Genomic DNA, 20,407 nt, shown 5'->3' on the forward strand with positions numbered 1-20,407 from the left:
CTGGTGGAGCTGGCGCTCAAGCGTCGCCGGCAGAGTAATCAGCTACACAGCCTGCATCCGCCATCGCCGGGATCATAAACCGCGCTTCACTCTCGCGGGCGATCTGCCCCAGCTTATTCCTGATCACCTGCTTGAGCCGCGCCCCCGCCCTTGACTGGGCATGGTCGCGGCGACTTATCAGCATGACTTCAAAAGGCAGTGGTTCGGCGATGGGCAAAATCTTCAGTTGATCGGCGTAGCGGCGGGCGGTAAACAAATCGACCACCCCCACGCCGCCGCCCGCCAGCACCATATCCGCAATCACCGAATAGGTCTTAATATACAGCGATCCCACGGGCTTGAGAGCCTGCTGTCGCAGGGCCCGGTGCAGTACCTGCCCCAGGGGATCCTGGCTTTGCATCATCAGCAGGTTGTTTTCATACAGCCAGGTGAGGGAGACCGGGCCTTCTACCCGGCTGTCCCTGGGCAGCAGCGCCACCATGGATGATTGGAACAGCGGCTCGGCCAGCAGTTCACCGGGCACCTGCTGGGCGAAGACCAGGGCAAAATCCAGCCTGTTTTCCAGGATATCCCGGCATAGCGTGCTGAAATGCTCCGTGACCAGCTCGACGTTGACCTGCGCCGACTGTTGGTGAAACACTACCATGGCCGGCGCCACCACCATCTGGCCAAACGCATGCGCCGCGCCAAGGCGCACCAACTGCCCTTCCCCTTTGCGCATCTGCTCGGTCAGGGCGCTAATTGATTGCAGTTGACTGTACAGCGCCTGCACCTCGGGCAGCAAGCGACATCCCTCGGCAGTGGTCACCATGCCCTGGGCGCGCCGCTCGAACAGGGAAAAACCCAGTTGCTGTTCGGCATGGCCGAGCACCCGGCTGATATTGGGCTGCGACACATTAAGCAGCCGGGCGGCGCCGCTGATTGTGCCGGCCTGCACAATCGCCTGAAAAACTTCGATATGACGTAAACGCATCAGGCTTATGCTCCATGTGGCGGAATCTCCGTTAACATGTGCAATTTTCAAGCCAGCTTGTTGCGGATGGCGGAATAAAATGCCAGTACCGTACTGGCGCGCCAACACTTTCCATGGTCAATCGACGGCGGCGACCAAACGATGCGCGGGCGTGGTAGTCGCGCGCCACACCAGGTTCCGGATAATCAACGCAACGGGCTAATAACACGACGAGACGCCGGCACACAGCCCCGCCCGGGCCGTCTATCCTCAGCTCTGCGTGGTCGCCAGATAGGAAAACGCGCTCAGTAAACTGATGATATCGGCCACGGTCTGGCTAGAGTAACCGACTGTCACCGCATCCTGGCGCTCAACGCCCGGGATCAGGCAGAACAGATCGGCCAGCACCGGCCGCGCCGTCATCAGTTCCAGCCGATATGGCGGTTGGATACGCGACGTGCAGTGGTTTCCCGCGCGACCGACCGTCTGCGCCGCCTGTTCACGGATGGCGCTGCAAGCGGCCGCGGGACTTAAGGATTCCGCCGCATTTTGGGAAATAGCCCGTTTCACGCACACATAGTCCGCGTCGGGATAATAACGCTCTACCCAGCCCTGCAACCTATCGTCGCCGCTGACCAGCCACAGCGGAGCGTGGTATTCGGCGCCGGCGGCGGCGTAGATATCGCACTCGCCCATGACTTCGCCATTGATTTTTACCCGATAAAAGGCCCGGCCGTTGATGGTGTGTGCCAGCACGCCGAACTCGCCGGCGGCGCTGTGATAACCGATAAACATCATGCCGTCGAAGCTCTGCCGCTCCAGCCCTTCGACCATCGACAGCCCGCGCGGTTTTCCCTGCACCAGCCGCGCCCGGCCGTCGATATTGCCGGCCCGCAGGTTGGTCATCGCCGCGTGGCTGTCCGCCACGACCACCTCGGTGGCTCCGCCGGCGAACGCCCCGTCGATGGCCGCGTTTACTTCCTGCTCCATCAGGCCCCGCGCCAGCTGATATTCCGCCGTGCCCGGGCTACACTGTTCCGGACGCATGACCCCGGCGATGCCTTCGATATCCGCTGAAATAAATACCTTCATTATCACGTCCTCAATCGGGTAAAGCCTGTGCCAGCCGATCCAGCACCTGGCAAAGTGACGGGCGAAAATGCCCGCGAAAACCGCTTACCGCGTCGGCGCTTAGCAACGCATCCAGCACCGCGTGCTCGGTCGCGTCCGCCGCCGCGGCCAGCAGCGGCTCGAGCGCCGCGTCCGGCGGAGGTTCAGGCCGGCGCTGGGTGGAAAAGGCCACGGCGATATCCCCTGAGCCATGCCCCCAATAGCTGCCCAGGCGCCCCAGGCCGGCCCCGGCCCGTTTGGCGATGCGCCCCAGTTGCCGGGCATCCAGCGCCGCATCGGTGGCCATGATAATAATGATGGAGCCTGCGTCGTCCTGCGGCGCCAGGTCCGGCAGCAGGGGTTCAACGGCCTCGCCGACGCGCACCCCGTCCAGCGTCAGGGCGGCAAGCGCGCCAAAATTCGCCAGCACCAGCACCCCCAGAGTGGCGTTCAGCGCCGGAATGGGGCGTGATGCGGTGCCGATGCCCCCTTTCAGGCCAAAACAGCTCATCCCGCGCCCCGCGCCGACGCTGCCGCGGGCAAACGCCGGACCGGCGCCCGCCAGCGCCTCGCGCGCCATCTCCTCTGTCACCGCCAGCGCCTGAATATCATTCAGCCAGCCGTCGTTACACTCCAGCACCAGTGGATTGACGGTGGGCAAGGCGCGGCCCAGCTCCGGATTACGGCCGATGGCGTCGCGCGCCAGCGCGGTAAACAGCGTCCCGACCGCCAGCGTATTGCCGAGCAGAATGGGAGTTTGCAGCTCGCCCAGTTCTGCTATCTGCACCAATCCGGCCGGCTTGGCGAAACCGTTGAGCACCGCCGCGCCGCAGGGCAGCGGCCGGGCAAATAAATTGTCGCCCGGAGGGATAATCGCCGTCACGCCGGTTTGGATGGCGCCCCGTGCCAACGTGCTGTGGCCCACGCTCACCCCGGGCACATCGCTGAGGCTATTGCCCGGGCCGCAGGCGAAGCGCGGCGTCGCCAGCCGCCGTTCGGTCCGCCAGCGGCGCAGCAGCAGATGCATCTGGGCCAGTTGCCAGGAGTCCATGGTCGTTCCTCAGGTTTTCAGTTTCGGGTCCAGGGTATCGCGCAGCGCGTCGCCCAGCAGGTTAAACGCCAGCACCGTGACAAAAATCGCCAGTCCCGGGAATACGCTGACGTGCCATAAGCCGGCCATCATCATATTACGGCTCATCGCCAGGATATTCCCCCACTCGGGCACGTCCGGCTCTGGCCCCAGTCCGATAAAGCTCAGGCCGGCGGCGGTCAATATACTGGTGCCTATACGCATGGTGAAATAGACAATCACGTTCGACAGCGTTCCCGGCAGGATATGGCGCAGCAGCACAATGCGGTCCGGCGCGCCGGCACAGCGCACCGCCTCCACATAGGCGGTCTGTTTTAACGCCAGCGTGGAGGCACGGACGATGCGGGCGAACACCGGCACACTGAACACCGCAACGGCGATAATGACGTTATTCAGCCCCGGGCCCAGGATTGCCACCACCGCAATGGCCAGCAGCATGCCGGGAAAGGCGAACAATACGTCGGATCCCCGCATGATGAGCATATCCACCCAGCGGCCGTAATAGCCCGCCAGCAGCCCCAGCGCCACACCCGCCATCATGCCCAGGGTTACCGACAATACGCCGATATACAACGAGATGCGCGCGCCGTAGATAATCAGGCTCATGACATCGCGGCCAAGATCGTCGGTACCCATCCAGTGGGCGGCGGAAGGCGGCGCGGACAGCGCCATCCAGTCCGGCGTCATCGGATCCCAGGGCGCCAGCCAGGGCGCAAAAACCGCCACCATGACCAGCAGCAGGATAATGCCGCCGGACACCAGCGCGACCGGATTGGCCAGGAACGTCTGGATAAAATCATGCCAGGGCGATCGGATGGCGCCGTTGGCCGCGCTTGAGGCGGCTGCCGGGTCGGAAGAGAGGTTCATGCTAGCTCCTAGCGTAAGCGAATCGCCGGATTGACCACGGCGTACAGCAGGTCCACCAGCAGGTTAATCAGGATAAATTCAACTACAAACAGCATAACCAGCGCCTGGATCACCGGCTGGTCCTGGGTCTTGATCGACTCAATCAGCAGCCAGCCGAGCCCCGGCCAGCTGAAAACGCTTTCGACGATAATCGACCCGCCGAGCAAAAAGCCAAACTGTAGCCCAAGCATGGTAATCACCGGGATCAGGGCGTTGCGCATCACGTGTTTCCAGGTTACCAGCCGGTTGCGCAGTCCCTTTGACCGGGCGGTGCGCACATAATCCTCCTGGGCGACCTCCAGGAACGCGGAGCGGGTAAAGCGCGCCATCACCGCCGCCACCGAGGCGCCCAGGGTCAGCGCCGGCAGGATGATGTCGGCGGGTTTGTTAAACCCGCTGACGGAAAAAATCCCGAACGGCATGGCGACAAACTGGATCAGCAGCAAACCCAGCCAGAACGTGGGCATGGAAATACCCCCGACCGCCATGCTCATCAGCGCCCAATCTTGCCATTTCCCCCGCTTAAGCGCTGAAACCACGCCTATCAGCAATCCCAGCCCCACCGACCAGACAAAACCGGCCAGCGCCAGCCATAGCGTGGGCATAAAAGCGGCGGAAATCACCCGGCTTACCGGCTGCTGGGTGCGATACGTCGTGCCCAGATCCCCCTTGAACGCGCCCGCCAGCCAATGCAGGTATTGCTGGGGCAGCGGATCGTTGAGGCCCAGATGAACTCGGGCCGCCGCCACCGCCTCCTGGGACGCGTCATCGCCGGCATAGATGCGCGCCGGATCGCCCGGCAGCAGCTTGATAAAACCAAAAACCAACAAGGAGATCGCCAATAGCACCGGAATCATTTCCAGCATACGTCGGGCAAAATAGGTCAGCATGGCGCCTCCACCGGCTTACTTGAATTCCGCCTGGTCAAAGACCAGCGAACCATCGGCCAGCATATAGACACCGGACAGGTTTTTCTTTTTGCCCACAAGATTGTCCGGCGAACCGAGAAACGCGATCGGCGCATCCTGCCAGATCAGCTTCTGCGCGTCGGCGTAAGCGGTGGCGCGCTGGGCCGGATCGGCGGTTTTCAGGCCGGCCATGATGGCGGCATCCACGGCGGGGTTGCTGTAATAAGAAACGTTATAGGCGGTCGGCACCCAGGACTCGGTGGCAAACAGCGGACGCAACGCCCAGTCAGCATCGCCGGTGGAAGGCGACCAGCCGCCGTAATAGAGATCAAATTCGGCTTTTTTCGGATCGGTGACGCCCCATAACTTATCATTACGAGTGCCCGAGTCCATCGGCACCACCTTCACCAGGATCCCCACCGCGCCGAGCTGTTGTTTCAGGAACTGCGCGCTACGCACCGCACTGGTCTTATTGGAGACCCACAGCTGCAGCGTCTGGCTCTGGTCATAACCGGCCTCTTTCAGCAATGCCCGGGCTTTTTCGGGATTATAGGCATAATCCGGCACGGTCTGCTTCTGGTGGAACTGCACATTCGGCGACATAGCGGAGTCTGCCGGGGTGCCCATGCCGGCAAAACCCACTTTCAGCCAGATATCGCGGTTGATGGCGTAATTGATCGCCTGGCGCACGCGGATATCCTGCAACGACTTGTGCTGGGTATTGAGCGCCAGGTAATAAAGATAAATACCGGCGTCGCGCTGGATATCCAGCTTGGCATCGTTCTTTACCGTCTCCACCAGATCAGACGGCAACGGGTAGACCGCGTCCACCTCTCCGGCCTTCAGCTTAGCCACCTGGGTGGAGTCTTCCGGCGTGGGATAGAAAGTAATGCCGTCTACTTTTGGCCAACCTGGTCGCCAATAATGGTCATATTTCACTAGCTTGACATCTTTGCCCTGCTGCCATTCGGCGAAGGTGAACGGCCCGGTGCCCACCGGATGCAGCCGCAACTGGGCCTCTTGCGGATACGCCTTAAGGGATTGCGGGCTGTGCATCACCGCCGAAGGATGGGCCAGCGTATTGATAAAGGCGCCGAACGGCTCGTTAAGCTCAAACTTAACCCGATCGGGTGCCAGCACAGTGACGGTTTTGATCACTTTGAACAGGCTGTTGCGCTTTAACCCCTGGGTTTGGTCCGCCAGCCGCTCGAGGTTGGCCTTTACCGCCTGCGCGTCAAACGGCGTGCCGTCCTGGAAGGCCACGCCCTGGCGCAACGTCACCTCGAACTCGGTGGCGGTCGCGTTGCTGGTATAGGAGATCGCCAGCTGCGGCACGATTTTCATCTGACTGTCGAACTGGAACAGGCGCTCAAAAATACCGCTCTGGATCGAATAGCTCAGCGTATCGGTAGTATCGTGCGGATCCAGTCCGGTAATATCGGCGTACATGGAAATATGCAGTTCCTGCGCCCCCGCGCCCAGGGCCAAACCCATTGACAGCCCGAGGGCGAGGATCGATCGACAAAATAAAGGCTTCATGACATCTCTCCAGAAAAGGTTGATTAATAAAAAAACAGGCACGAAAAACCGTTGCATCGTTATTTATACCGCCGGGCTTATCGCGGCTGATCCACATCCTCGGCCACCCAATGATGCGGGCCGGCCTGGCGATAGCGCGTTTTCGGCACCTTCACGCCGTTTTTTTTCAATGACGACGGCATTTCACTGTCATCCAGCCGACGCTCACCGCGCAGGGCGGGATCGGCTATCGGCACCGAAGACAACAAACGGCGGGTATAAGGGTGCTGGGGTGAATTAAATATCGCCTGGCGTGGCCCAATCTCAACGATCCGCCCGAGGTACATCACGGCGACCCGATTGGCTATACGCTCTACCACCGCCATATCATGCGAGATAAAAATCCACGCCACGCCGGTTTTGCGCTGCAACTCCATCATCAGGTTGATCACCTGCGCCTGGATCGAAACATCCAGCGCGGACACCGCCTCGTCGGCGATAATCACTCTGGGCTTCAGCGCCATGGCGCGGGCAATGGCGATACGTTGTCGTTGACCGCCGGAAAACTCATGGGGGTAACGCGCGGCGTGTTCGGGCAGCAGCCCCACGCTTAACAACAGTTCCCGCACCCGTGGCGTAGCCTCCCGCAGCGACCCGGCCAGTCCGTGCAGCAGCATCGGCTCGGCGATGGTGAACCCCACCGTAAGTCGGGGATTTAACGAGGCGTAGGGATCCTGGAAAACCATCTGCATCTCGCGGCGCAACTGTTGGAAGGCACTCCTCGATAACAGGGTGATTTCCTCGCCCTGGAAATGGATGCTCTCCGACTCGCTGTCGGTCAGGCGCAGCAGGGCACGGCCGGTGGTGGATTTGCCGCAACCGCTCTCCCCCACAATGGCCAGGGTTTCGCCCGGCCACAGGCTGAAATCGATCTGTTCCAGCGCATGGACCTGGTGGGTGAGCGTGGAAAAAATGCCGCTGCGCACCGGGAAGTAGACGCGCAAGCCGCGCACATCCAGTAGCGGCGGGCCGCCATAGCGCGCGGTTTTATGGTCACCTCCGTCGACCGGCTGATTGACCAGGGGAAAGGGCCTGGGCCAAGCGTGCTCGCGCATGTCCCCTAGTTTCGGCACCGCCGCCAGCAGGGCGCGGGTATAAGGATGTTGCGGCGCCGAAAAAATATCGCCTACCGGGCCTTGCTCCACCACTTCGCCCCGGTACATCACCACGACCCGGTCGGCGATTTCCGCCACCACACCCATATCGTGGGTGATAAACAGCACCGCCATATCGCTTTGCCGCTGCAGGTCGCGCAGGATCTGTAAAATCCGCGCCTGCACAGTGACGTCCAGCGCCGTGGTCGGCTCATCGGCAATCAGCAACTGCGGATCGCAGGCCAGCGCCTGGGCAATCATCACCCGCTGGCGCATGCCGCCGGACAGCGAGCTCGGGTAGCTTTCCATCACCCGCTCCACATCGGCAATACTCACCTTTTGCAGCAGTTCCCGCGCCTTCAGCCTGGCCGCCGCAGCATCGCACAGTCCGTGGTCCAGCAGCGCCTCGGTCAGTTGATCCGCCACTTTCAGCACCGGATTGAGCGACGACATCGGCTCCTGGAAAATCATCGCCATTTCGCGGCCACGCAGCTTACGTCTGGCCTCGGCCTTCATGCCTGCCAGGGCATGTTGCCGCCCGGCGCGATCGGTAAACACAATATCGCCGCGTTCAATGCGCGCCGACGCAGACAACAATCCCATCACCGCCAGCGAGGTGACCGATTTACCCGAGCCGCTCTCACCGACGACCGCCACCACCTCGCCTTTGTTCACCGTAAAGGACACGCCGTTGAGCGCCGACTGGCGGCCCGAGCGCCCGCTAAAACTCACGCTTAGATCCTTCACGGTCAATACCGGACGCGTTTCAATTTTAGTCACCACCAGCGAGTCAGTGAGTGTGTTTTCCGTCATCGTCACTCCGCGTTGCCCGATTACAGCCAGATGCGGCCACGGTTATAGTCCAGATAAGGGGAGCTGTCGGTCACCAGCCAGATTGGGCCATCCAGAACCACATGTTCGGCGGATAGCGCCACCGGCATTGCGGCTTCCATTGCCAGTGATGAGCCCGGCATGCAGCCCACCATCAGACGCATGCCCTGACGTTTAGCTTCTGTCACCATGGATAGCGCCGCCGTCAGGCCGCCGCATTTATCCAGTTTGATGTTGATCAGATCGTCAAGACTGAGGGTTTCGGCCGTCACCATTGACTCGGGGGGCGCATTAGCCGCGCTCGTTTAGCAAGATCGCTATGGCGTCAATACCGAAGCGCACTGGATCGGTTGCCGGCACGCCGAATTGTTTGGCAACCTGCCGGCAGTATTCCCGTGCCTCCTCTTCGCTGACGTTACTGGTGTTAATGGCAAAGCCAGCCAGTTGCACATCCGCACTTGTAACACGGGAAGCCTGTAGATTGGCCTGGACACAATCTTCCAGACTTACCAGCGGATGGTGCGGTAAATGGCGGGTATGTTGGCGGCCCAGTTCATGGCACATCACCAGCCAGTGTGGCTGCGCGCCATGCAACAATCCCAGGCTAACGCCAGCATAGGATGGATGATAGAGCGATCCCTGTCCTTCGATAATATCCCAATGGTCATGCTCGTTGGCAGGTGAAAGCGCTTCAGCCGCGCCCGCGATAAAATCGGCGATCACGGCATCTATCGCGATACCCTCGCCGGCGACCAGAATCCCGGTCTGGCCGGTGGCTCGGAAATCCGTCTTCATGCCCAGTTTACGCATGGCGGCCTCGAGCGCCAGGGAAGTATACATTTTCCCCACGGAGCAATCGGTTCCCACCGTCAGAACCCGCTTGCCACTGCGCCACTTGCCGTTACCCACCGGCAGCGCCGGACGCATATGCCGAATATCAAACAGTTCAACCTGGAACTCAGCGGCCAGGGCAGCCAGTTCAGGAATGTCCGTCAGACGCTGGTGCAGGCCACTAGCCACATTCATTCCGGCCTTGATCGCGCTGCGCACCCGATCCAGCCAATGCCCCGGCAGAAATCCGCCCGCGTTAGCTGTGCCCAGTACCAGAGTTTTTGCACCACGGGTCACAGCGGTGTCAATATCCAGGTCTTCCAGCCCGAGGGAAACAGTACAGCTGGGCAGGCGGTTTTGGCCGACGCACTGTTCGGGACGCCAAACGTGAATGCCGCGTGCCGTTTTCGCCGCCAGCGGATCGGTTACATCGCCAAGAAATAACAGATAAGGTTGTGGGATCGCCATGATAGTTCTCGTGTTAGCGTGCAGGTTGCAAATGAAGAATTAAGAGAAATATTTCATTAAATGGGCAGCGGGGGTAATGCTTGTTTGGCGGTAGGCTATAACCTGAGGTTATAGCCTACCATTGAGTTAGGTGCCAAAATTCTATTTTTGAATGAAACAGGACTTTGGGATAGAGTCAAATACCGGCATTTCAGTTCTGAGTGGAGCAGAATTATAAAACGAGATGAAAAAAAATAGACATACACATAATCCTTAAATAAACAGACGATATTATTTACAGGGTTACCAAGAGTCCCCCTCTTTCGGCTATCCGCAGCTAGATTTCTTTAATTTATACATCGCGTCCGGGACACTGACCGGAACCTGCGCACCGCGACCAATGTCGATGGCTGAAAGTGAGGGATAATCATGAAAATGAAAATCTCTTGCCGCTCTATTTGAATAAGTCCAGAATTGAGTCCTGTCTCATTTGGCTAATATATAAAATTATTTATTCAACAATTGGTTAGTGCATGGATTCAGGTTCAGTCAGAGGAGCCAAATTTATGTTTTCATGCATCTTCACGAATCTTTATACGATTTAGATTCAACAAGTTAGTGTGAAAAGTCTTCCCGATGCATTTTCAGTTTTCCCTCCGCATCGGGAAAAATTGGTGGTCAGATTTGGGGTCAGGTGGGTTCGATGACAGAGTTCCCCCCAAATATCTCTTAACGACGCAAAAATCCGCAACTTAAAACCATCCGGAAAACCCTGTAAATGACCTCACCGGGACAATCACCACCTCCCGGGGAGGTGGCTTAACGCTGACAATAAATAAGCGCGACTTAACGCCACGCTCTGATTTAAATGCAGAATCCGTTTTCACTCGGTTACTACGGAATAGGTGTCAACAACGGCTCGCCAGCAAAATAGGTGCTGACATTTTCCAGCACCAGACGCAACATCTCTTTGCGCGTCGCCCAGGTAGCGCTGGCCATATGCGGCGTGACAACCACATTTGCCCGGTGTAACAATGCTTGCGGGACTAGCGCTTCGTCGGTGAAAACATCCAGACCGGCTCCCCGAGAGCCCCCTCTCCGATGACTTCAACTAGCGCCCGCGCTCATCTACTATCGATCCACGGGAAATATTGATCAGAATGCCTTCTGCGCCCAAGGCATTAAATACATCTCGGTTAACGAGGCTGCGGGTTTCTGCACCACCGTTGGTACAGCCCACCAGAAAATCACGCGCCCCGGCCAGCGATAGCAATGTTGCATGGAAGGTGTAGTCCATGTCGGCAAGTGCGGCGCGATCCGTATAGCGATCGACATGTTAAATGCAACCGCGCGTTTGGCGATAGCACGCCCAATACGCCCCATGCCAATAATGCCTAACCGCGCCCCTGAGACTTTGCGGGTCCACGTATAACCGCCCTTCTGCCATGCACCCTGTTCGATAAAACGTTGTGCTCCGGGGAACTGGCGTGACGTTGCCAGTATCAACCCCATGGACAGATCTGCAACGTCATCCGTCAATACGCCGGGGTATGGGTCACAGCGATCTGACGCTCTCTTGCCGCGGCAACATCAATACCGTCATAGCCAACACCAAAATCGCTGATGAGTTCAAAGTTAGGTAATCATAATGCGCGCAATCCCGATGCGTGCACCACCACAAACGGAAGTTCGTAAGATACTACTAACACCGCGTGATGTTAATCAACGGGGAGCAGGTCACAGGGGCAAAAGATAGTCTGCCCCTGTGACCGAAAATTACGCGTCAGCACCACCTAAAACGTTGTCTAGTTGCATTTCTTTCAACACACGGTCTTGAATGGGTTGTTTAGCCGCGTTAATTTCATCAACCCCCCAAACTAAGCCAACCGCTGTGCGTGTTGGGCGTTTGCCTTTAGGCATATCGGCTAGCGCTAAATAGGCATCTACGACCATTTGTGGATCAGGTGCTTGATCGCTCTGCATAAATTTACCGAATTCTTCGAACATAGCAGCAGGAATATCTGCTAATTCACCGTAGCTGTCCAGTATGTCTGTGCGTGACGGTTGTTGTCCTGCTGCACTTAGACCTGTAGGGAATGGGCCAGGTTGTACGATGGCGATATCGATGCCGAATGGTGCCACTTCGTAGCGTAACCCCTGGAGGTAGCCTTCCAAAGCGTGTTTAGTTGCGGCGTAGGTAGAAAAATATGGCGCTGAAATTTGGCCAACCATGGATGAGGTGTTGATGATCAGGCCTGACTTGGCTTCACGCATCGCAGGCAAAACTGCCTGAATAGTACGCATAGCGCCATAGTAGTTGGTTTCCATCTGCTCGCGAGCTTGGGCAATGCTAAATGCTTCTGTAATGCCAAGGTACATTACACCAGCATTGTTTAGCAAAACATCAATTTTGCCCGCTTTATCTAGTACGCTTGCAATGGCTGTTTTGACCGATTCGTCATTGGTAACATCCATATCGACTACTTGGATGGAATCGCTATACGCTTCCAATTCAGCCTTAACTGCAGCGTTCTTGCCTTCTGGGCCACGCATCGTGGCAAACACTTGGTAGCCTTTATCTGCAAAATCTTTTACTGACTTTTGACCAAATCCACTGCTGCTTCCTGTGACCACGATGTTTTTCTTTGCTTCACTCATCTTTACTTTCCTACTGGATTGAAAATTAAATACCGGCTGGTATAATAAAAGTTAGTATACGATCTGTCAAATTAAAATACCGGGCAGTATAAAATGAATTTAAATCCAATCAAACCTTCAAGAGGGCGACCTAAGACCCTTGATCGTGACCATGTTTTAGATGTAGCAATGGATTCTTATTGGAAAGAGGATATAGGCAGTTTATCCCTCAATGAAATTTGCAGGAGATCTGGTGTATCGAAGCCTGGCCTTTATCGTGAATTTTCGAATGAAGATGGCTTGATGAAAGCTGTTCTTATCAGGTACCAGGAACAAGTGCTAAGTCCTGTGCAAGAGATGTTAAATAGTGACTCTCCGTTTCGAGAGGTACTTGACAATCTCGTGTCATTTGCCACGTCAGTGAGTTGTAACCATGAGTCTCCAATGGGGTGCCTTTTTGTAAAAATGCGTGAGGCACGGATGCAATTAGGCGAAGCAACTCGCGCACAAGTCGATTTCCTTGAGGAGCAAGGCTTATCCACTTTCAAAGAATGGGTGAAGCGCTCAAAAGCCAAAGGAGAGTTTTCTGCCAATATGTCTCCAGAGTTTGCAGCTACTTATATCGACGCACAGTTGATTAATGCTTCGTCACTGCTAGCTCATGGAGAAGATCCGCAAACTGTGAAGAAGATATTATTAGTCGCTTTTTCTATGCTGGGATGACTATTTCAGCCAGTTCAGAATATCTGAAAAAAGAACGCATTTTTATATCTGGGTTACATTAAAAGAGTGCTTACTTAACAATCTAGTGCACAGGGAAATTTTAGTAGCTTCGCCCCCTCCTAATTTCGTGAGAGGGGCGTTAACTTTGTAGTGGTCAAGCAAAACTGGCCACGGTTTTGGGGGGCAGTCCAGGAAACGCCTCAGGCCAAGATGGACTGGCGTTCAGCGCCTCGCCAGTTCCACTCTCCAGAACTGAAGTTAAAGCCGGTCCAGCTTGCTCTACAACCAGGTACATCCGTTGCCGAGGTCGCTTGCCGTCACAACGTGAATGACAATGTTTTGTTCAGGTGGATACGCCTGTTCCAGCGTGATTTTGGTGGCTTAGATTGAAACGCCGCCGTCGATGATGATTTCTGAACCCACGGTCCAGGCTGACTCATCAGATGCGAAGTAAAGTACCGCTTGCGCTACTTCCTGAGGCTTACCAAAACGACCTGCAGGGATGGTTGCAACGATATCTTTCATCACTTGATCATGATATTCCACTGGGATCCCCGCCTTATCGTAAAGCGGTGTATCAACAGGGCCTGGGCTCACTGCGTTGATACGGATCCCACGAGAAAGTAACTCGTTAGAAAGTGTTTTCGACATGTTCAGTAATGCTGCTTTGGTTGAGCCATAAACTGAAGAGTTCACTGGTCCCGTGTGAGCATTTACAGATGTATTAAAGACCACTGATGCAGAGCTTGCGAACACTGGCAGCAGCGCCTGCATTAGGAAGTAAGGACCTTTAACGTTGATATCATAAATGCGGTCGAACATCTCTTCTGTCCATACCTCAATTGGCATATACATTGATATACCCGCATTCAGGAAAGCGATATCCAGTTGTCCAAAGTGTTCCTTAACCGTTTGAGCCAGAGCTTTCTGTGCGTTCACATCAGCGGAATCAGCGCTCACGACTAACACATCATTACCAAGTTCTACTTTCGCCTTTGCGATAGAATCAGGGTTAACACCAGTAACAATTACGCGTGCACCTTCTGCAACAAACAGCTTCGCTGTTTCAAGACCAATACCACTTGTTCCACCCGTAATCAGTGCGCGCTTACCTTGTAATCTAGACATGTAAATATCTCCTGTTAGTTTTACAACTGATCGGCGAATGACCGATTTGATAGCCACTATATGCTCATGCTCATATTGTGATAAGATTGTGTTTTTAAATATGTTTCATGCATTAAAAGCATAAATTGGTTTTAGGATGGATAGATTACTTTTGATGACATGCTTTGTCCGTACCGCTGAAACAGGCAGCTTTTCCGCAGCCGGTAGGGATTTAGGCTTAGGGCAACCGAACGTGAGTCGTCATGTTGCAACCCTCGAAGAGCATTTGCAGACCAGATTACTTCACAGATCAACCCGCAAGCTTTCCCTAACTCCTGAAGGAGAACGTTATTATTTGGAAGCAAGGCGTATTCTGGAAGCCGTCGAAGAGTCAGAGTCTTCTTTCAGAGAAAATGTTACACCCACAGGGCTATTACGCGTTGCCTGCCCCACAGCATTGGCTCACACATTCTTAGTCCCGCACATCCCAGATTTTTTAGAACGCTACCCTGAGCTAACACTCGATCTACAGATTAATGACCGCTATATCAATCTCGTTGATGAAGGGGCTGAGCTGGCAATCCGCATTGGACACCTGGAGGACAGTGCTATGCGTGCCCGCAGACTTGGCATGTTTGAGCGAGTCTGTGTTGCCAGTAACAAGTACTTAGCTAAACACGGAACCCCTAATACCCCAGAGGATTTAAAAAAACATGATTGTTTGATCTATACCTTGCTAACAACAGGAGCTACCTGGAGATTTCAGGATATCAATGTTCCTATTTCTGGTCGGCTCAGGGTCAATTCACCAGAAGCAGTACAGAAATTTGTCAATGCAGGGATTGGGATCGCACAGGGCCCAGAATGGCTTTTCGAGGAGGGACTGGAAAATGGCAACCTACAATTATTACTGACTGATTACACTGCATCCCCCGTTCCCATTCAGGCCGTTTATGTTGCTAATCGACTTTTACCAAAACGGGCGATTGTGTTCATGGATTTTGTTGCTGAAATTTTTGAAAAAAATCCCGCCTTCAAAGTGTACAACTCAATGAAATGAGCCTGAGATAACGAACATATCTGAATCATTAGTAAAATTTAGTCAATCTTAGGCTGTGTCCCTTAACCTAACAGTCGCCTGAGAAATAACCTTAAAGAATCCCGGCTTGGCTTAGGGTAAGCGTCAACTCAGTGACGTATTGACGCTTATTCGGCAGGTATTATAAGGTTCCACGGCAGGAGATCTTTGATCTTATTGATGGGATGATCCGCGATTGTCGCCAGTACATGGCTCAGATAGGCTTCCGGCTCCACGCCGTTCAGTTTGCAACTGCCGATCAGCGTATACATCAGCGCGGCACGTTCGCCGCCGTTATCAGAACCGAAGAACAGATAATTTTTTCGCCCCAGGCTCACCGCTCTTAACGCGTTTTCCGTGATGTTATTGTCGATCTCCCCCCAACCATCGGTGCTGTAATAACACAACGCCTGCCAGTGGTTCATCAGGTAGTTGAACGCCTTGGCCGTATCGGCCTGTCGCGGCAATGTGGCGAGCTTTTCCCGGATCCCGCTCTCCAGGCCCATCAGTAACGGCCGGGAGCGCGCTTCGCGCACCTGTTGTCGTTCTTCTGCCGGACGCCCCCGGATGTCGGCTTCGATCGCATACAGCTCGCCGATCCGGTGCAGTGCCTCGGCGGTGGTCGGCGACGGATGCCGCACATGGATATCATGGATCTGACACCGGGCGTGGGCCATGCAGCCGACCTCGCGGATAGGGCCTTCTTCATACAGCGGGTTGAAGCCCGCATCCGCCAGCAACATTCCGCTGAACCGCGCCGGATAGGTTTGCGGATGCACCCCCTTGCGGTCCGGGCTGTAGGCGAACCACACCGCGGGCGGCAGTACCGAGCCGGCATTGCGGTCGTCACGCGGATTGCGCTTTATCCGATGAGAATGATTATCCAATTCATTTTGGCTGAATTGGATAACAGATAGGCCATATTGTGCAATGACACATTAGCATTCTATCCATATCATTTTAGCAGGCCATTTCCATTTTGACCCTATGCGCGAACTGCCGTGCCTCGCAATGCCAACGGGGGACGGCACCGGCAATACTAATAAGATGATCAATGCGACAAACATTATGTGTAACGCGTTGACGCCTACAAATACGGAAATTCAGCATGTTCAACAGGCACATCGCCCTTCTATTCGTATCACACCGCTATTATCCGCGCCCTGCGAAAGTCGCAACGTGCATGATGTATACGTTGGCTATAATCTCCCTGACATGCTTCGTTCTCTTTTCGCGCATGCTGCAAGCCGAAGAGATCACCGTTCATCATACTCAAGGGGTGACCCGCGTCCCGGTCAATCCCAGGGTCGTGGCTATTCTTGATATCGCCGCGCTAGATACCCTTGCCTCCATCGGGGTCGATGTCGCAGGCGTTCCCACGCTCAACTATCCACCTTATCTCGCTAAATTTGGAGAAAGCCGGTACCGGAAGGTTGGCTCTCTTTTCGAGCCCGATTACGAAGCACTTAACGCGCTTTCACCTGATCTGATCATCGTGGGCGGGCGTTCATCGCCGAAGTACGCTCAGGTGGCGAAGCTCGCCCCTACCATTGATCTGACTCCTGACTTTCAACACCGCGTTGACAGCGCGATAGCGCATGCGCAGATCCTTGGAAACATTTTCGGTAAACAAGCTGAGGTCGCCCGTCGTGCCAGCACGTTGCGGGCATCGGTCGACGCGCTTCGGGCACGCACGGCAAAGATGGGGACAGGACTGCTGGTGATGACCAGCGGTGGTCGCATCGGAGCGCTCGGCCCGAAATCTTGGTTTGGGACACTGTATAACGACTTCGGCGTGCAACCCGTGACGCGCAAGCTTGATGAGGGTCCGCACGGTCAGGTGATCTCCTCCGAGTTCATTCTCGAAACTAATCCTGACTGGCTTTATGTCATCGATCGTGATGCAGCCATTGGGGAAAAGGGAGCATCCGCCAGACAGCTGCTGGATAATGAACTGGTTCGACAAACCAAGGCCTGGAAGGCTGGCCACATCGTCTACCTCGATCCTGTCGCGTGGTATATTGTTGGCGACGGACTGACCGCGCTTCAGTCGATGGCTGATGAAGTTTCCTTGGCAATAACCAAGACAAAATGACGCTTTCAGCACGCAAAACGTCAATGAAGGGACTTGTAATCGCACTGATCGTGGTCGGGTTGCTTTCCCTGATTAGCCTATTTATCGGTGCGACGACAATTTCGCCTGCATCGCTTTTAGCAGGCTATACCACGTCTACCACAAACATTTTACTGGCGAGCCGCATTCCGCGGACCGTTGCATTGCTCCTCGCTGGAAGTTCCATGGCGGTGGCTGGCCTGATCATGCAAATGCTTTCGCGCAATCGCTTCGTGGAGCCAGGCACAGCAGGGACGATTGAGTCCGCCACACTTGGGTTATTGCTGGCTGCTCTGCTGGCTCCCGGACTGCCTGTGCCCGCGCGCATGCTTGTGGCGTGTTTTACCGCCCTGCTGGGAACGCTACTGTTCCTTGTCATACTGCGGCTGTCACCCATGCGCTCGCCATTGATGGTCCCGCTCGTCGGTCTGATGCTCGGCGGCATAATTAACGCAGCGGCGACATTTCTTGCCTACCGGTTCGATCTTATTCAGTCGCTGGTCACATGGTCTACTGGGGACTTTTCATCGGTGCTGCGCGGCCGCTATGAACTGCTCTGGACCTCGTTTGTCGCCGCTGTCGTCGCTTATGTTGCAGCCGACAGATTCACGGTGGCAGGACTTGGGCAGGATTTCACAAATAACCTGGGCCTGAACTATCGGGTAACACTCATGACCGGGCTTGTTATCGTTTCGATCGCAACAGCTGCTGTGGTCGCGACAGTAGGCGCGATCCCCTTTGTCGGTCTGGTCGTGCCGAATATCATCAGCATGGTGATCGGCGACAACCTGCGCAGAGCAGTACCGTGGACCGCCACTCTCGGCGCCGGTTTCGTACTGAGTTGCGACATTATAGGCCGCTCCGTAACCCAACCCTTCGAGATCCCCGTGGGCCCCATTATCGGGATTGCTGGCAGCGTGATTTTCCTTTTCATCCTCAAACGAGGAGTTGCACGATTTGGCTGAATTTCAAGAAATGAGGCCCGGTATGGTCATCATTCTGCTCGTTATACTGACGATAATCGCATCAGTTGCATTCATGACCGTTGGTGCCGGAGGACATTGGTCTTTTGTGCTACCGCTTCGTGCGCAAAAGCTCGCAGGGCTGTTGTTGATTGGCTACGCAATGGCAGTGTCGACCGTACTGTTCCAGACCATTACCCAGAATCGTATCCTGACGCCATCGATCATGGGCTTTGATGCGCTGTACGTTCTTATCCAGACCCTGGTGGCATTCACCATCGGCTACGTCCACGGCGCCGCCATCAACCCATATCTGCGCTTTGCCGTGGAGACATTCGTCATGGTCAGTTCAGCGGCCCTGCTCTATCACTGGCTCTTCGCCGGAGGTCGCAGAGACCTGATGTTCCTGGCGCTGGCCGGTCTCGTGTTCGGCGGGCTACTGCGTAGCCTGTCGAATTTCCTACAGCGTGTCATCGATCCGGGTGAATTCGCCGTCCTGCAGGATCGCCTCTTTGCAAGCTTCAATCTTATCGACTCAAGCCTGCTGTCCATCGCAGCAATACTTGTCTTCAGCGTCTCGGTGATAGGCTGGAGAATGCGGCGTAGCTTTGATGTGCTGGTGCTTGGGCGAGACTCGGCAATCAATCTCGGCATCGATTACACCCGGACTGTTAGAACCATCCTGATGATAATTGCTATTCTCGTATCGGTCTCTACAGCGTTGGTAGGGCCGGTCACTTTCTTCGGCCTACTGGTCGCCAACCTGGCTTACCGTTTTGTCGGGAATGCGCGGCATGCTCTGATGCTCCCTGCCTCCGCGCTGACCGCGATGATATGTCTGGTTGGCGGGCAGCTTGTTCTGGAGAGGCTGTTTGGTTTTAATACCAGCCTGAGCATTGTCATTGAGTTCTTTGGCGGTATTGCTTTCATTATATTAATCATGCAGAGGGCGCGATGATCGAAACACACGCACTCACTAAACGCTATGGCACAACTACCGTCGTGGACAACGTCTCGGTGAGGATCCCCAAAGGCGGACTGACATCCATCATCGGCCCCAATGGTGCCGGTAAATCCACGCTCATGATGCTTATTAGCAGGCTACTGCCGGCAACGAGTGGGACCGTGAAGGTTGACGAGATGAATGTCGTTAACACTCCCACGGCCCTACTTGCGCAACGTCTGGCGATCCTGCGACAGGATAACCATATCAGCGTGCGCCTGTCCGTCAGTGACTTGGTCGCTTTTGGCCGCTACCCGCACTCGAAAGGACGTTTCACCCACGATGATCGAGGGCATATTGAGCGTGCACTGGAGTATCTGGGCATCACATCGTTGCGCGACCGTTTCCTTGACGAGCTTTCCGGTGGACAACGCCAGCGCGCCTTTATCGCAATGGTCCTATGTCAGGACACCGACTATCTGCTACTGGATGAGCCCCTAAATAGTCTAGACCTCAAGCATGCGACCGCTACAATGAAGATTCTTCGAAGAGCAGCAGACGAACTTGGTAAAACCGTCGTATTGGTGCTTCATGATATCAACTTTGCTTCGTACTATTCAGATCACATTATTGCGATGTCTGCGGGCAGAGTACACTATGAAGGTTCTCCTAATCATGTCATTACCGCTGAGCGTCTCGGTCAACTTTATGATATGAATATTAATGTCCATGAACTGTGTGGACAACGGATAGTGACTTACTACGAATAATACCCAGAATATTTTTTTAAACTTTGCCATTTTCAGAGGTCTGAATCGATGCTGATCGGTCAGGCATAACGTTATACCCATGCGCTTGAACAGCTTCCTTATTATTGAAATGAAATCCTTTTACTTTTCTGTGCGCGCTTTCTGAAAGAAACAGACACCCTCCTCCTTGTGCTCTATGGGCCGCATCAGGCCCGGCCTGGGTGTGAAAAGGATAAATACATTCCTCTTATAGCCAAACTATGGGGCAGGATCGTCTTATGGATGAGGGCAGTCCATTGTTTCTCAGGATTCGTGTCCGCAACAATAAATGTGTGAAAACGTAGTCAA

17 protein-coding genes and 3 pseudogenes are annotated in these 20,407 nt (G+C 55.2%); 7 read left to right on the top strand and 13 right to left on the bottom strand.

Going from position 1 to position 20,407, the window contains the following annotated elements:
* Window positions 1-16 precede the first annotated feature (16 nt).
* The 11 genes and pseudogenes from ACL2XM_RS11685 to ACL2XM_RS11735 all read right to left on the bottom strand — a co-directional run bounded on the left by ACL2XM_RS11685 (window position 17) and on the right by ACL2XM_RS11735 (window position 12,405).
* Window positions 17-973 (bottom strand): LysR family transcriptional regulator, encoded by a 957-nt coding sequence (locus ACL2XM_RS11685; RefSeq protein ID WP_410015453.1) that lies wholly within the window; start codon window positions 971-973, stop codon window positions 17-19.
* 249 nt (window positions 974-1,222) lie between these two features.
* The gene (locus ACL2XM_RS11690; RefSeq protein WP_410015454.1) at window positions 1,223-2,044 is read right to left on the bottom strand and encodes a M55 family metallopeptidase; all 822 of its coding nucleotides are present in this window, start codon (window positions 2,042-2,044) and stop codon (window positions 1,223-1,225) included.
* A gap of 10 nt (window positions 2,045-2,054) precedes the next feature.
* Window positions 2,055-3,113 (bottom strand): P1 family peptidase, encoded by a 1,059-nt coding sequence (locus ACL2XM_RS11695; protein ID WP_410015455.1) that lies wholly within the window; start codon window positions 3,111-3,113, stop codon window positions 2,055-2,057.
* A gap of 9 nt (window positions 3,114-3,122) precedes the next feature.
* Window positions 3,123-4,019, bottom strand: coding sequence for an ABC transporter permease subunit (locus ACL2XM_RS11700; protein ID WP_413733000.1), 897 nt, complete (start codon window positions 4,017-4,019; stop codon window positions 3,123-3,125).
* 8 nt (window positions 4,020-4,027) lie between these two features.
* Window positions 4,028-4,948 (bottom strand): ABC transporter permease, encoded by a 921-nt coding sequence (locus ACL2XM_RS11705; protein WP_413733001.1) that lies wholly within the window; start codon window positions 4,946-4,948, stop codon window positions 4,028-4,030.
* Window positions 4,949-4,963: 15 nt separating this feature from the next.
* Window positions 4,964-6,505 (bottom strand): glutathione ABC transporter substrate-binding protein, encoded by a 1,542-nt coding sequence (locus ACL2XM_RS11710; RefSeq protein WP_413733003.1) that lies wholly within the window; start codon window positions 6,503-6,505, stop codon window positions 4,964-4,966.
* A 77-nt stretch (window positions 6,506-6,582) separates the two neighbouring features.
* Entirely contained in the window at window positions 6,583-8,451 is a 1,869-nt protein-coding gene (locus ACL2XM_RS11715) for a dipeptide ABC transporter ATP-binding protein (protein ID WP_413733004.1), read from the bottom strand.
* A gap of 20 nt (window positions 8,452-8,471) precedes the next feature.
* Window positions 8,472-8,714, bottom strand: a pseudogene (locus ACL2XM_RS11720) (dipeptide epimerase); the annotation flags it as partial.
* Window positions 8,715-8,760: 46 nt separating this feature from the next.
* Window positions 8,761-9,768, bottom strand: coding sequence for an N-acetyltransferase DgcN (gene dgcN, locus ACL2XM_RS11725; RefSeq protein ID WP_410015459.1), 1,008 nt, complete (start codon window positions 9,766-9,768; stop codon window positions 8,761-8,763).
* 873 nt (window positions 9,769-10,641) lie between these two features.
* Window positions 10,642-11,390: pseudogene (locus tag ACL2XM_RS11730) on the bottom strand (2-hydroxyacid dehydrogenase); the annotation flags it as partial.
* A 133-nt stretch (window positions 11,391-11,523) separates the two neighbouring features.
* Window positions 11,524-12,405, bottom strand: a complete 882-nt coding sequence (locus ACL2XM_RS11735) for an SDR family oxidoreductase (RefSeq protein WP_410015460.1) — start codon at window positions 12,403-12,405, stop codon at window positions 11,524-11,526.
* 93 nt (window positions 12,406-12,498) lie between these two features.
* Here ACL2XM_RS11735 and ACL2XM_RS11740 point away from each other — a divergent pair, with 93 nt between their 5' ends.
* On the top strand, window positions 12,499-13,107 hold the full coding sequence (locus tag ACL2XM_RS11740) for a TetR/AcrR family transcriptional regulator (RefSeq protein ID WP_410015461.1): 609 nt from the start codon (window positions 12,499-12,501) through the stop codon (window positions 13,105-13,107).
* A 210-nt stretch (window positions 13,108-13,317) separates the two neighbouring features.
* The gene (locus ACL2XM_RS11745) at window positions 13,318-13,497 is read left to right on the top strand and encodes a transposase (protein ID WP_410015462.1); all 180 of its coding nucleotides are present in this window, start codon (window positions 13,318-13,320) and stop codon (window positions 13,495-13,497) included.
* Here the strand turns inward: ACL2XM_RS11745 and ACL2XM_RS11750 are convergent.
* Window positions 13,489-14,235, bottom strand: coding sequence for an SDR family oxidoreductase (locus ACL2XM_RS11750; RefSeq protein ID WP_413728544.1), 747 nt, complete (start codon window positions 14,233-14,235; stop codon window positions 13,489-13,491). The genes ACL2XM_RS11745 and ACL2XM_RS11750 overlap by 9 nt on opposite strands.
* A gap of 136 nt (window positions 14,236-14,371) precedes the next feature.
* Here ACL2XM_RS11750 and ACL2XM_RS11755 point away from each other — a divergent pair, with 136 nt between their 5' ends.
* Window positions 14,372-15,274, top strand: a complete 903-nt coding sequence (locus ACL2XM_RS11755; protein ID WP_413728545.1) for a LysR family transcriptional regulator — start codon at window positions 14,372-14,374, stop codon at window positions 15,272-15,274.
* Between the two features lie 146 nt (window positions 15,275-15,420).
* Here the strand turns inward: ACL2XM_RS11755 and tnpC are convergent.
* Window positions 15,421-16,143 (bottom strand): annotated as a pseudogene (gene tnpC / locus ACL2XM_RS11760) (IS66 family transposase); the annotation flags it as partial.
* A gap of 257 nt (window positions 16,144-16,400) precedes the next feature.
* Here tnpC and ACL2XM_RS11765 point away from each other — a divergent pair.
* The 4 genes from ACL2XM_RS11765 to ACL2XM_RS11780 are packed head-to-tail and all read left to right on the top strand — an operon-like array spanning window position 16,401 to window position 20,080.
* Window positions 16,401-17,387 carry a siderophore ABC transporter substrate-binding protein gene (locus ACL2XM_RS11765; protein WP_413722597.1) on the top strand — a complete coding sequence of 329 codons (987 nt, stop codon included), beginning with the start codon at window positions 16,401-16,403 and terminating at the stop codon, window positions 17,385-17,387.
* A gap of 23 nt (window positions 17,388-17,410) precedes the next feature.
* A complete protein-coding gene (locus ACL2XM_RS11770) occupies window positions 17,411-18,370 on the top strand; it encodes an ABC transporter permease (protein WP_413733005.1) in 960 nt (319 codons plus the stop codon).
* Window positions 18,363-19,325 (top strand): iron chelate uptake ABC transporter family permease subunit, encoded by a 963-nt coding sequence (locus tag ACL2XM_RS11775; protein ID WP_413733006.1) that lies wholly within the window; start codon window positions 18,363-18,365, stop codon window positions 19,323-19,325. The genes ACL2XM_RS11770 and ACL2XM_RS11775 overlap by 8 nt, the downstream gene beginning before the upstream one ends.
* Window positions 19,322-20,080: an ABC transporter ATP-binding protein gene (locus ACL2XM_RS11780; protein ID WP_410015468.1), complete on the top strand. Its 759-nt coding sequence runs from the start codon at window positions 19,322-19,324 to the stop codon at window positions 20,078-20,080. The genes ACL2XM_RS11775 and ACL2XM_RS11780 overlap by 4 nt, the downstream gene beginning before the upstream one ends.
* Window positions 20,081-20,407 lie beyond the last annotated feature (327 nt).

The organism is Sodalis sp. RH20 (assembly GCF_047324205.1).
Lineage (GTDB): Bacteria > Pseudomonadota > Gammaproteobacteria > Enterobacterales > Enterobacteriaceae > Acerihabitans.

Bases quoted from the DNA above. Each gene is read 5' to 3' on its own strand.
- ACL2XM_RS11710 (WP_413733003.1), bottom strand. From the start codon at position 6,505: ATGAAGCCTTTATTTTGTCGATCGATCCTCGCCCTCGGGCTGTCAATG.
- ACL2XM_RS11685 (WP_410015453.1), bottom strand. From the start codon at position 973: ATGCGTTTACGTCATATCGAAGTTTTTCAGGCGATTGTGCAGGCCGGC.
- ACL2XM_RS11745 (WP_410015462.1), top strand. From the start codon at position 13,318: ATGGACTGGCGTTCAGCGCCTCGCCAGTTCCACTCTCCAGAACTGAAG.
- ACL2XM_RS11690 (WP_410015454.1), bottom strand. From the start codon at position 2,044: ATGAAGGTATTTATTTCAGCGGATATCGAAGGCATCGCCGGGGTCATG.
- ACL2XM_RS11700 (WP_413733000.1), bottom strand. From the start codon at position 4,019: ATGAACCTCTCTTCCGACCCGGCAGCCGCCTCAAGCGCGGCCAACGGC.
- dgcN (WP_410015459.1), bottom strand. From the start codon at position 9,768: ATGGCGATCCCACAACCTTATCTGTTATTTCTTGGCGATGTAACCGAT.
- ACL2XM_RS11780 (WP_410015468.1), top strand. From the start codon at position 19,322: ATGATCGAAACACACGCACTCACTAAACGCTATGGCACAACTACCGTC.
- ACL2XM_RS11740 (WP_410015461.1), top strand. From the start codon at position 12,499: ATGAATTTAAATCCAATCAAACCTTCAAGAGGGCGACCTAAGACCCTT.
- ACL2XM_RS11705 (WP_413733001.1), bottom strand. From the start codon at position 4,948: ATGCTGACCTATTTTGCCCGACGTATGCTGGAAATGATTCCGGTGCTA.
- ACL2XM_RS11765 (WP_413722597.1), top strand. From the start codon at position 16,401: ATGTTCAACAGGCACATCGCCCTTCTATTCGTATCACACCGCTATTAT.
- ACL2XM_RS11695 (WP_410015455.1), bottom strand. From the start codon at position 3,113: ATGGACTCCTGGCAACTGGCCCAGATGCATCTGCTGCTGCGCCGCTGG.
- ACL2XM_RS11750 (WP_413728544.1), bottom strand. From the start codon at position 14,235: ATGTCTAGATTACAAGGTAAGCGCGCACTGATTACGGGTGGAACAAGT.
- ACL2XM_RS11755 (WP_413728545.1), top strand. From the start codon at position 14,372: ATGGATAGATTACTTTTGATGACATGCTTTGTCCGTACCGCTGAAACA.
- ACL2XM_RS11735 (WP_410015460.1), bottom strand. From the start codon at position 12,405: ATGAGTGAAGCAAAGAAAAACATCGTGGTCACAGGAAGCAGCAGTGGA.
- ACL2XM_RS11715 (WP_413733004.1), bottom strand. From the start codon at position 8,451: ATGACGGAAAACACACTCACTGACTCGCTGGTGGTGACTAAAATTGAA.
- ACL2XM_RS11770 (WP_413733005.1), top strand. From the start codon at position 17,411: ATGAAGGGACTTGTAATCGCACTGATCGTGGTCGGGTTGCTTTCCCTG.